The following is a 12,545-nucleotide window of genomic DNA, read 5'->3' on the forward strand; positions in this document are numbered from 1 at the left end:
TATGTATATTTTTTAATTTTTATTTAAAATAATTATTGTTTTTTTAAATTTTTTCAAATAATTTCATTTACTATTGCTTAGAAAACTATTAAATTATTGTTTTATATTTCCCTTAGTGTATAATTATATAGAATGTGTTAAATTTAGACTTTAAATTTAGGAGGTTTTTAAAATGGCAAGTAATTATTCATTTGACGTTGTGTCAGAAGTTAATATGCAAGAGGTAGATAATGCTATAAATCAAGCATTAAAAGAAATATCTCAAAGATATGATTTTAAAGGTAGTAAAACAGCTATAGAACTTGGTAAAGATGAAATTAAAATAGTTTCTGATGATGAATATAAGTTAAATGCTGTAATAGATATCTTGAAAGGCAAATTTATAAAAAGAGGTGTTTCACCAAAAGCTTTAGAGCTTGGTAAAATAGAAAATGGTTCTTTAGGTGCTGCTAAGGCTAGTGCTAAAATAATTAATGGAATTTCAAAAGAAAAGGCAAAAGAATTAGTATCCGAAATCAAATCTAGTAAAATTAAAGTTCAAACTCAAATACTAGATAATCAATTAAGGGTAACTGGAAAAGACAAAGATGATCTTCAACAAACTATACAACTATTAAAATCAAAAGATTTTAATATTGACCTTCAATTTACAAATTATAGATAATAATACTTTAAAAAACTTAATTTTACATAAAATTAAGTTTTTTATTTTTTAATATAAATTTTAAAACTCACTTTTTTACCTGTATATTGATAATCTTAAATATTATTAAAATAATTATCTACTAAAAATTAACCTATCCCTTACACACTCTCTATATAAACCTATGGCAAAACTTATAAACAAGTTAAGTTTTTATCTCTTTTCATATCAATATTTTATGTTATTTTTTATTTTTTGACAAAATGTCATTAAACTGTAACTTTGTTTATATATATTTTTCCTAAGAACTTAAGTGCCATTTAATAATTTTTTACATATACTATTATTCTAAGAGATTATTAAAATAACTATAGATATTTGAAAAATTTTTTAATTTAATTATACATTATGTATATTTTTAGATTAATTGGATAATTTAATAATATGTTTTAAGTTATAAAATTTTTCTATATTTTTCATATAAATACTAACACTTAATCATGTTAGTTTTGATAATATATAATATAAACATTTTTTATAAGGTGTTTATAAATTTATAAAAGCAATTAGGAGGATAAAAATGAAGTCAACAGGTATAGTTAGAAGAGTAGATGAATTAGGTAGAATAGTAATACCTATAGAACTAAGAAGAACTTTAGATATTGAGATTAAAGACGCATTAGAAATTTATGTAGATGGTGATCAAATTATTCTAAAGAAATATGAACCAGCATGTATTTTCTGTGGAAACGCTAGAGACGTTACAAATTATAAAGGAAAAAATATATGCGAAGACTGTCTTAAAGATCTTGGCTCAAAATAGATATAATATTTAATATATACTAATAAAATTTAAATTATCTTTTAGAATATTTTTTCTTTATTGTTATGAAAAGTAACCCTTTATATATTTTTTTCATAATATACAATATAGCTAACAATTTAAATATTAGCTTAAGTATTAACAGCAAAAATATGTTAATTATTTAAAATTAACAATCGGGGGTTATAAAATGGATGAACTTTGTTTATTAGTATTATTATTATTATTCTGGCCAATTATAGGTCCTTGTGGCATAATCATACTACTTCTTTTATGCGGGGACTTTGATGATGATTGTTGTGGTTGCAATAACTGTTGGGATTGCGACTGGTGTTAATAGAAAATATATTGGGAAAGGGTTTTTAAATCCTTTCCCTTTAATTTTTTACTTTAAATATTTATTACATTCATTTAAAAGAATATTAGCTGCTTTTTTAACATCTTCATTTGCCAATATAGATGATACAACTGCTATACCATCAATTCCTATATTTAATACTTCAGAAGAGTTTTCAAAATTTATGCCCCCTATAGCTACTATTGGAATTGATACATTATCAACTATTTCTTTTAAATTATTTAAATTTACACTAATAGCATCTTTCTTTACATTTGTAGGATACATAGCACCTATCCCTAAATAATCAGCACCATCTTTAACCGCCTTTATAGCTTCCTCCTTGTTTGATGCAGATATTCCAAGTATCATATCATTCCCGATTATCTTTCTTACAGACTTAGCATCTATATCATTTTGACCTATATGAACACCTTGTGCATTTATTGCTAAAGCTATATCAACTCTATCATTTACTATAAGTGGTATTGAATATTTATCTGTAACAGATTTAACCTCTAATGCATATTTTAAAAAATCTTTTCCACTACAATTTTTTTCTCTAATTTGAACTAAAGTCACTCCACCTAAAATAGCATCTTCAACTGCTTGTTTTAAATCTCTACCTTTTAAAACATCTCTATCTGTAACTAAATATAATTTATAATCTATATTTCTATTCAAAAACAACATCCCCTAACTCTAAATCATTTTTATTTAATAAATATATATTATCTATAATTTTTACTTTTAAAGTACCAGTTCCCTCATTATTTTTTAAACTTTTTACTGCTTTTTCACCACATATCCCCATAGATAATGTTCCTAGGAATCCAGCAGTGAAACTATCCTTTGTAACCCCTAAGTAAGCTCCAATTAAAGATGCTGTCATACATCCAGTACCTGTTACTTTACTCATAAGTTTATGTCCATTTTTTATAGTATATATATTATCTTTATAACAAACTAAATCTTCTTTTCCTGTAATTACAATTGTACATCCTAATTTTTTTGAAAGTTTACACCCAATATATTTTCCATCCTTCATATCTTCATTAGAATCTACACCTTTTATTTTTGCACTATCACCTATTAATGTTTTAATTTCTCCCATATTTCCCTTTATAACAGAAAACTTAACCATTTCTATAAGCTTTTCAACAAATTTTACTCTTTCTTTTGTAGCACCTACACCTACTGGATCTAAAACTATTGGTACCTTTAATTTATTTGCTATTTGTCCAGCTTTAATAGCTATATTCATCATAGAATTATCCATAGTCCCTATATTTAAAACTAATGCTGAGGAAAACTTCAAAATATCTTCTAGTTCCTCCTCGTTAAAACTCATAAGTGGTGATCCACCTATTGCTAATGTTATATTAGCGCAATCATTTATTGTGACCATATTAGTTATATGATACACTAGTGGGGTTTTTTCTCTTAATTCTTCTAAATAGTTATATATTGAATTCATAATATCTCCTCTATTTATAAAATTTATAAAAATGATTTACTGGACCACTTCCATGCCCAACATCAAAACTTTTCTTTATCGCTTCTGTTATGTACTCTTTTGCATACTTTACTGCCTCTTCAACATCATAACCATTAGCTAAATTACTTGCTATTGCAGAAGAAAGAGTACATCCTGTTCCATGTGTATTTTTACTATCTATTCTTTCTTTTTCTAAAATTATTGTAGAGTCTTTGCTCATAAGTAAATCAGTAGCTTTTCCTTTTAGATGACCACCTTTTACAAGTACGTATTCTGGTCCCATATCTAATATTTTTAAAGCAGCCTGCTCCATTTCATTTAAATTATTTATTTTCATATCGCATATAACTTCTGCTTCTCTTAAATTAGGCGTTACTATTTTTGCAATTGGAAAAAGTTCTTCTATAAGTGCTCTTTTAGATTCCATTTTTAAAAGATCATAACCAGTTGTAGAGACCATAACCGGATCAACTACTATATTTTTTGCATCATAAAATCTTAACTTTTCTCCTATTTTTCTTATAATTTTTTCATTAGAAACCATTCCTATCTTAGTAGCAGATACTTCTATATCATCAAATATAGCTTCAATCTGAGATTCTACAATGTCTGCTGGTATATCATGTATAGCTTTCACACCTAATGTATTTTGGGCTGTAACTGCTGTTATAACACTCATACCAAAAGTTCTATTAGCAGAAAAAGCTTTTAAGTCTGCTTGTATTCCTGCACCTCCACCACTATCTGATCCTGCTATTGTAAGTACTTTTTTCATTTTTAACACTCCTTTTAAAAAAATAATGCTCTTTACCTAACACTGGTAAAGAGCATATAAATATCTACTTTAGGTATCCTACGCTGGCATTATCCAGATCAGGTTATAGGTCGAAGTGGCAACAACTTCCTCTCAGCCAATGCATTAGCTCCCTTTAAAATATTCTTATTTTTTGAAATCTTTCTCATATATAACTATAATAAATATTTTCCATATTGTAAAGCTTATATACTTTGTTAAAATATATATAATAGATTATTTTAAATTTATAAATAAGGAATGAGGTTTGATTTTGAATAAAGATTGTATTGATGCTAAACTTTCAGTTAGAAGTTTAGTAGAATTTGTTTATAGATATGGTGATTTAAATAATGAATTTGCTTCTTCCAACTCTGCTATTGAAGGCACAAAAATTCATAAAACAGTTCAAAAAGAATATGAACAAGAACATAAAGAAAAAGATGAAGTATTTTCTAAGGAAGTCCCTATTAAGGATACTTTTAATTATAAGAATTTAAATATTTATTTAGAAGGAAGAATAGATGGTGTTATATCTAAAGATAATTATGGAGAAATATTAGAAATAAAAAGTACTTCAAGAGATATACTTTCAATTGAATCCTATAATAATCTACATATAGCTCAAGCAAAAATATATGGTTATATGTATTGTAAACTCTATAATCTTAAAGATATATCAATTAAAATTATTTATGTTAATAGAGATACTCTTCAATCAAAAGATTTTGTAGAAAACATCTCTATAGATAGTCTACATGATTTTTTTTATTCTACTATTGAAAAATATTATAAATTCTTAATTTTAGACTATAATTTCAAAAAACTAAGAGATTCTTCCATAAAAAATTTAACATTTCCTTTTAAGGAATATAGACCACACCAACGTGAATTGTCTGTAGCGGTATATAAAACTATAAAACATAATAAAAAACTTTTCTTAGAAGCACCTACTGGAATTGGTAAAACTATATCTACTTTATTTCCTTCTATAAAAGCACTAGGTGAAAAGCTTGGCAATAGAATTTTTTACTTAACTGCTAAAGGCAGTACTAAAGATATAGCAGAAAAAACTATAACCCTTTTAAGAGAGCAAAATCTTAAAATTAAAACTTTAACTTTGACTGCAAAAGAAAAAATATGTTTTCAAGAAACTGCAAACTGTGATCCTAACCTTTGTAAATTTGCTAAAGGTCACTACGATAGAGCTAACAAGGCTATTTTAGACATTATAACCAATGAAGAAAATATAAATAAAGACATAGTGTGTCAATATGCCAATAAACATAATGTATGTCCTTTCGAAATTTCTCTTGACTTAATAAGTTATTGTGACTTAATAATATGTGATTATAATTATGTTTTTGATATGAAAGTTTCTCTTAAAACATATTTTAATGAAAAGAAAAATGAAAATATAATACTTGTGGATGAAGCACATAACTTAGTTGAACGAGCCAGAGACATGTATTCATCATCACTTTTGAAAAGTGAATTTTTAAACTTAAAAAAACTTATAAAAAATGAAGATTATTCTCTTTACAAAAAATTAGACAAGGTAAATAATCTTATGATTGAAATTAGAAAATATAATGAGGAAACTAATTTTTATATATTTGAAAAAGTACCACCTGAACTTATAAAGTATTTAGGAATTGCTTTTGACAGTATGGCTAATTATCTTACAAAGGATAATATCAAATTTAAAGATAATGTATTAGATTTATACTTTAAAATTAATGATTTTTTAAAGATATATGACATTTTTGATGATAATTATATTTGTTACAGCGAAGGAGCTGGCTCTGAACTTAACATAAACCTATTTTGTATAAATCCAAGTTCAGCATTAAAAACACCTTTTAAAAATGCAATATCTACAATATTATTTTCAGCAACATTATCACCTATGAACTACTATAAAGAATTATTATCTTTTGAAGATGGTGATTACAATATAACCTTACCTTCTCCCTTTAATATAGACAATAGAGAAGTTATTATAGCTAATGATGTTTCTACTAAATATGCAAAAAGACAATCAAACTATAATAGAGTTTGTATTTATATAGATAATGTTTTAAACTCTAAAAAAGGAAACTACATGGTGTTTTTTCCATCATATCAATATATGAAAGATATATATAAAATAATGACTGAAGAATTTAATTACACCAATATACTACTTCAAGAATCATCTATGACTGAAAATGATAGATTAGAATTTTTAAGCAAATTTAATGAAAATAATGTTGTTGGTTTTTGCGTACTTGGCGGAGTATTTGCAGAAGGTATTGATTTAAAAGGTGATAAGTTAATAGGTTCTATTATAGTCGGTGTAGGACTCCCTAAAATCTCCTTAAGACAAAACTTAATAAAAAATCATTTTGATGATACAAAAGGAGTTGGATTTCATTATGCGTATACATTTCCTGGAATAAATAAAATAATCCAAGCGGCTGGAAGAGTTATTCGAAATGATACTGACAAAGGAATTATATTTTTAATAGATGAACGATTTTCCACTGAACTATATCAAAACCTTTTTCCAAAGCACTTCTTTCCTCAAAAAATAGTAAATAATCCTTCTTCTGCAAAAAACATAATAAAAAAATTTTTTATTTAATAAATTAACAAGCTATAGAGTTATAATCTTAACACTTAGCTTGTTTTTTATTAAATATATCTCACATACACTTTCACTTTTCATTCAATTCAAAATCCTTATAATAATTTCTCTATTTATACGATTTCATATAGTAAAATCAACGTTTATAGGTACTCATAAAGTTTAAATTTTCAGACACAAAAATTTGTTTACATGCATTAATTTTTACGTTATTATGATATAGGCAATCGCCCAAATCAACTAGGCTTAATTAAAAATTTATACTTTATTTTAATATACTGGAGGAACCTTTATGAACTTTACATTTTTTAAAATTATACATTTTACTTCACTTTTAGGTATAATATTAAGTTTTTTATTAATTATTTTAGAATCATTTAATTGTTTTACATTATCTCACAATCAAGTAGTATTATTTACATTATTATTTATAGCTTCTTTTGGTGGATTAGTTTTTAATAATATTAATACTACTCTATCTGATAATTAATATATAAATTTAATTTTATATATAGAAAAACTGTCTTAGGATAAATCTAAAATTTTATCTTAATACAGTTTTTTTATTTCTTTAAATTTAGTTATTAATTTTCACATAAAAGAAAACATTTACAGACGTAAAAAATTAAGTTATTATTGTATAGGGAATATTTTAAATTTCTTTTTGCAACATAATTCTTAACATATTAATTTATAAAATTACATAAATATAGGGGGATGTTTCCATGATTTTAAACTTTTCAAAAATAGTTCGCTTTCTTTCAATTTTAGGTGTAATAATTACCTTTTTAATAGTTACTTTTGAAGCCTGTAACTTATTTGTTTTATCTAAAAATCAAATAGAATTATATACACTATTATTCATAATGTCATTCTTTGGCTTAGTTGTTAGCGATTTCAAAAGATCTAAAATTAAATAATCATATCTATAATAATTTTAGCTTAAAATAAGGGGTTGTCGAAAAATGATTAAAAATCATTATGGATATTTCTACGTTCAAAAAATGGTGAAAAAATTCAAATAAGCTATTCATTAATCATATATTAAGCAAATTACACATAAAAAGGAAGCTATCGCTCCTTTAACCTTTAGTTAATTTTGCAACAGCCCCTTCTAGCTTTAAATTTTATTTTAATTTATGCTTACTATATCAAAAACCTGTAAAAATTCTTTTTTAATATTTTCTTTTTCAACTTCTACCATTGCTCTTAGTGTATCAAGTGCTGTTATTACTCCTATACCCTTTTCTATAGCTTCTCTTCTTATTATAAAGCCATCTCTACTAGCTTTATTTCCCTTTGTAGGTGTATTAATTACTAAATCTACTTTTCCTTCTCTTATTGTATCTAGTATATTATTTTCCCCTTCTTTTATCTTATTGACTTTACAAGCTTTAATTCCATTTTCCTTTAATATATTATATGTTCCATCAGTGGATAAAAACTTATATCCTAAATTATTCATCTCCTTAGCTATTTGTAAAAACTCCGCTTTATCATTATCATTTACTGTTGCTAAAATCATACCCTTATCTTTTTTCATATACATATTCGCTGCTATAAAACCTTTGTATAACGCCTCTTTTATGTTATTGCCTATTCCTAAAACCTCTCCTGTAGATTTCATTTCTGGTCCTAAGCTTATTTCAACATTCGGAAGTTTTTGCGTTGAAAATACAGGCACTTTAACTGTTACAATTTTAGGTTCTTTATATATGTCTACCCCATATTTTAAGTTAGACAATTTTTCCCCAAGCATAACCTTGGTGGCAAGTTCCACTATTGGAACATTACTTACTTTGCTTATATATGGAACAGTTCTACTTGCACGAGGATTTACTTCAATTACATATAGATTGTTTTTAAACTCTATAAATTGGATATTTATCATACCATGTACACCAATTGCTAATGCAAGTTTTTTAGTATATTCTAAAACCTTATCTTTAATTTCTTTGGTTATATTTTGACTTGGATACATAGTTATACTATCTCCAGAGTGAACTCCAGCTCTTTCCAAATGTTCCATAACTCCTGGAATCAGCACATCTTCACCATCACATATTGCATCTACTTCAATTTCACGTCCTAACATATATTTATCTATAAGTACAGGATTTTTGCTATCTGATATAAATGCATTTTCTAAATAATATTTTAATTCATTTTCATTATATGTTATTTCCATACCTTGTCCACCAAGAACATATGATGGTCTTACAAGCACTGGATATTCTAATAATTCAGCTTCTTTTAAACCTTCTTTTACAGACCATACTGCTTTTCCTTTTGGTCTTTGTATGTTAAGTTTTTCTAAAAGTTCTTCAAATTTTTCTCTATCTTCTGCCATATCTATTTGTTCTGCAGTTGTACCTAATATCTTAATATTCTTTTCCTTTAAGAATCCTGCAAGTTTAATAGCTGTCTGTCCTCCAAACTGAAGTATTACTCCATATGGATTTTCTTTATCAATTATACTTAATACATCTTCTTCTGTTAGTGGCTCAAAGTATAATTTATCTGATATATTAAAATCTGTACTAACAGTTTCTGGATTATTATTTATTATTATAGTTTCCACACCTAACTTTTTAAGTGCTATAACACTATGACAAGAAGAATAATCAAACTCTATACCTTGCCCAATTCTTATTGGTCCTGAACCTATAACTATAATTTTTTTTCTATTACTTACTACTACCTCATCATACTCATCATAAGTTGAGTAGTAATATGGTGACACTGCATCAAACTCCCCACTACAAGTATCTACCATTTTATAAACCGGCTTTATATTCCAAAGATTTCTTAAACTATATATATCATTTGGTCTGCATTCTAACATTTTTGCTATTGCCTTATCTGAAAAACCATTTTTCTTAAGCTTTAAAAGCCATTCTTTGTTTAAATCTTCTATTTTTGATTTTTTAAGTTTCTCTTCTTCATCTATTATATTTTTTATCTTGGCTACAAAAAACTTGTCTATTCCTGTTATCTCACAAACTTTATCTACCATATAATTTCTTCTTAACATTTCTGCTAAAACAAATATTCTCTCATCATCAGCACTTATTACTTTTTCTTTTAACTCATCTAAACTTAAATCTTCAAGTACTTTATCTTCTAATGAAAATTTCTTTATTTCAGATGAGCGTATTCCCTTTAATAGCGCCGATTCAAAATTGCTTCCTATAGCCATTACTTCCCCTGTTGCCATCATTTTTGTACCTAGTTTTTTATTTGCACTTTTGAACTTATCAAAAGGCCATTTTGGTATTTTTACTACCACATAATCTAAGGATGGTTCAAAGCAAGCAAATGTCTTTTTTGTAACTGCATTTTTTATTTCATCTAATGCATATCCTAAAGAAATTTTAGCAGCTACCTTAGCAATTGGATATCCAGTAGCCTTTGATGCTAATGCTGAACTTCTACTAACTCTTGGATTTATTTCTATTACTGCATACTCAAAACTTTTTGGATTTAATGCAAACTGAACATTACAGCCACCTTCAATTTCTATTTTGTTAATAATATTTATAGCCGATGTTCTAAGCATCTGATACTCTTTATCACTTAATGTTTGACTTGGTGCTACAACAATACTATCCCCTGTATGTATTCCTACTGGATCTATATTTTCCATGTTACAAACTGTTATACAATTTCCATAACTATCCCTTATAACTTCATACTCTATTTCTTTCCACCCTTTAATACTTTTTTCTAAGAGTACTTGTCCTATAGTACTTTGCTCTAATCCGCTTGTAAGAATTACTTTTAACATATCTTCATCATCAGCAATTCCCCCACCAGACCCACCTAATGTATATGCTGGTCTTACTATTACTGGATATCCAATTTTATTTGCAAATTTCATCCCACTTTCTATATCCGTAATAATTTCACTTTCTATAACAGGTTCATCTATATCATTCATAACCTGTCTAAAAAGCTCTCTATCTTCACCTTTTTTAATTGATTCTATTGAAGTTCCTATTATATTAACATTATATTTTTCAAGTATACCAGCTTCATATAAGTCTACAGCTAAATTTAATCCAGTTTGTCCACCCATACCTGCAATTAATGAATCTGGTCTTTCCTTTGCTATGACCTTTTCTACAAACTCTAAAGTTAATGGCTCTATATATACTTTATCTGCCACTTCTTTATCTGTCATTATTGTAGCTGGATTAGAGTTTATTAGTACAACTTCTACTCCCTCTTCCTTTAAAGCTTCACAAGCTTGTGTTCCAGAATAATCAAATTCAGCTGCTTGTCCTATAATTATTGGACCTGAACCTATAACTAACACTTTTTTTATATCTTTATTTAATGGCATAATAACAACCTCCAACTTTCTTTCATTTTAACTAGAATGCGACTTTGTATTTATAACATTTTTAAGAATTTATCAAATATATAACTTGCATCATGTGGTCCTGGTGATGCTTCTGGATGATATTGAACACTAAATATTGGGAAAATCTTGTGTCTCATTCCTTCACAGGTTCCATCATTTACACTTACATGAGTCATAACCATATCCTTTGGTAACTTTTCAACCATATATCCATGATTTTGTGATGTTATGTGTATCTTATTCTCCTCTAAATCTTTAACTGGATGATTACAACCTCTATGTCCAAATTTCAATCTTCCAGTTTTCCCACCTAAAGTTAAAGCTAATAATTGATGTCCAAGACATATACCTACTATCGGTTTCTTGCCTACTATCATCTTAAGATTTTCAATAACCTCTACTAAATCTTCTGGGTCTCCAGGCCCATTGGATAAAAATATACCATCTGGATTTATATTTAATATTTCTTTATAAGATGTAAAAGCTGGTAATACCGTTAACTTACAATCTCTTTTTTCAAAACTTCTTAAAATGTTTTCTTTGATTCCAAAATCTAAAACAGCTATATGTTTCCCATTTCCGTCTATTACATATGGCTCTTTTGTTGTTACATTTCTTACTGCATCTTTATTAGAAAAGTTATTAAGTCTTTCTTCTATTTCTTCAACTTTTAAATTTTCAAGTGTTATTATGCCTTTCATTGTTCCATTATCTCTTAAAATTTTTGTTAATGCCCTTGTATCTATTCCCTCTAAAGCTATTATTTTATTTTGTTTTAAGTAATTTTCTAAATTCATTTCACATCTAAAATTACTTGGTTCACTACAAAGTTCTCTAACTATAAACCCTTTAACTTTTGGAGTTTTAGATTCTAAATCTTCTAAATTTACACCATAATTTCCTATCAAAGGATAAGTCATAGTAACTATCTGCCCATGATAAGACGGATCTGTTAAAACTTCTTGATATCCAGTCATTCCTGTATTAAAAACCACCTCTCCAACTGTATCCTCTAAATATCCTAAAGCTTTTCCTTCAAAAGTAATTCCATTTTCAAGTATTAGTTTAGCTTTCATGTTAACCCTCCTAGTATTTCTTTAACTATTTTTATACTGTTTAAATATAAGTAGTAGCGAAATACACCTAAGGTTAGGATTAATTAAATTTACCATTTGTAACTTTTTAAAAAGTAACTATTAATATGTGCACCTATTTTTAACTACCTAAATTTTATTGTTACTCTTTGGAAAATATTAAGCACTTTATGCTCTCTTTGGATTTTTGCCAATAAAAAAGGATTAATAAAAGAAATTTCTTTTATTAATCCTGTAATTCCAAAGTATATTAATCTAGCCTTAAACTATGCAACAATTAGACATAGCTATACTATATCCGCAAATTGCACTAACATACTCCTTACTGGCCTCACAGGACCAATTTAAAGTGTATTTCAAAC

At 26.7% G+C, this 12,545-nt stretch carries 11 protein-coding genes and 1 riboswitch; of the genes, 6 read left to right on the forward strand and 5 right to left on the reverse strand.

Going from position 1 to position 12,545, the window contains the following annotated elements; genetic code table 11:
• The first annotated feature begins 172 nt into the window (after positions 1-172).
• From KQI36_RS13190 to KQI36_RS13200, 3 genes are all read left to right on the forward strand, one after another.
• Positions 173-664, forward strand: a complete 492-nt coding sequence (locus KQI36_RS13190; protein ID WP_216451260.1) for a YajQ family cyclic di-GMP-binding protein — start codon at positions 173-175, stop codon at positions 662-664.
• A 559-nt stretch (positions 665-1,223) separates the two neighbouring features.
• Positions 1,224-1,466: an AbrB/MazE/SpoVT family DNA-binding domain-containing protein gene (locus KQI36_RS13195; protein WP_010296157.1), complete on the forward strand. Its 243-nt coding sequence runs from the start codon at positions 1,224-1,226 to the stop codon at positions 1,464-1,466.
• Positions 1,467-1,656: 190 nt separating this feature from the next.
• A complete protein-coding gene (locus KQI36_RS13200) occupies positions 1,657-1,803 on the forward strand; it encodes a hypothetical protein (RefSeq protein WP_155844767.1) in 147 nt (48 codons plus the stop codon).
• Positions 1,804-1,851: 48 nt separating this feature from the next.
• On the opposite strand, the gene thiE is transcribed toward KQI36_RS13200, so the two are convergent.
• From thiE to thiD, 3 genes are read right to left on the reverse strand one after another with little or no spacing between them, the layout of a single operon-like run.
• A complete protein-coding gene (gene thiE, locus KQI36_RS13205) occupies positions 1,852-2,487 on the reverse strand; it encodes a thiamine phosphate synthase (RefSeq protein ID WP_216451261.1) in 636 nt (211 codons plus the stop codon).
• Complete coding sequence (gene thiM, locus KQI36_RS13210; RefSeq protein ID WP_216451262.1) at positions 2,480-3,280, reverse strand: hydroxyethylthiazole kinase; 801 nt, start codon at positions 3,278-3,280, stop codon at positions 2,480-2,482. The genes thiE and thiM overlap by 8 nt, the downstream gene beginning before the upstream one ends.
• A 10-nt stretch (positions 3,281-3,290) precedes the next feature.
• Positions 3,291-4,076 carry a bifunctional hydroxymethylpyrimidine kinase/phosphomethylpyrimidine kinase gene (gene thiD, locus KQI36_RS13215; protein ID WP_216451263.1) on the reverse strand — a complete coding sequence of 262 codons (786 nt, stop codon included), beginning with the start codon at positions 4,074-4,076 and terminating at the stop codon, positions 3,291-3,293.
• 55 nt (positions 4,077-4,131) lie between these two features.
• Positions 4,132-4,241, reverse strand: a riboswitch (TPP riboswitch).
• A 127-nt stretch (positions 4,242-4,368) separates the two neighbouring features.
• On the opposite strand from thiD, the gene KQI36_RS13220 reads away from it, so the two are divergent.
• The 3 genes from KQI36_RS13220 (at position 4,369) to KQI36_RS13230 (ending at position 7,643) form a co-directional block, all read left to right on the forward strand.
• A complete protein-coding gene (locus tag KQI36_RS13220) occupies positions 4,369-6,720 on the forward strand; it encodes a helicase C-terminal domain-containing protein (protein ID WP_216451264.1) in 2,352 nt (783 codons plus the stop codon).
• Between the two features lie 295 nt (positions 6,721-7,015).
• Positions 7,016-7,213 carry a hypothetical protein gene (locus KQI36_RS13225; protein WP_216451265.1) on the forward strand — a complete coding sequence of 66 codons (198 nt, stop codon included), beginning with the start codon at positions 7,016-7,018 and terminating at the stop codon, positions 7,211-7,213.
• 235 nt (positions 7,214-7,448) lie between these two features.
• Positions 7,449-7,643, forward strand: a complete 195-nt coding sequence (locus KQI36_RS13230; protein WP_216451266.1) for a hypothetical protein — start codon at positions 7,449-7,451, stop codon at positions 7,641-7,643.
• Positions 7,644-7,855: 212 nt separating this feature from the next.
• Here the strand turns inward: KQI36_RS13230 and carB are convergent, their stop codons facing one another.
• Together carB and KQI36_RS13240 are read right to left on the reverse strand one after the other, a co-directional pair.
• Complete coding sequence (gene carB, locus KQI36_RS13235) at positions 7,856-11,068, reverse strand: carbamoyl-phosphate synthase large subunit (RefSeq protein WP_216451267.1); 3,213 nt, start codon at positions 11,066-11,068, stop codon at positions 7,856-7,858.
• A 50-nt stretch (positions 11,069-11,118) separates the two neighbouring features.
• A complete protein-coding gene (locus KQI36_RS13240) occupies positions 11,119-12,165 on the reverse strand; it encodes a carbamoyl phosphate synthase small subunit (RefSeq protein ID WP_216451268.1) in 1,047 nt (348 codons plus the stop codon).
• Positions 12,166-12,545: the final 380 nt, after the last annotated feature.

This window comes from Clostridium senegalense, assembly GCF_018916625.1.
GTDB classification, from domain to species: Bacteria; Bacillota; Clostridia; order Clostridiales; family Clostridiaceae; genus Clostridium_J; species Clostridium_J senegalense.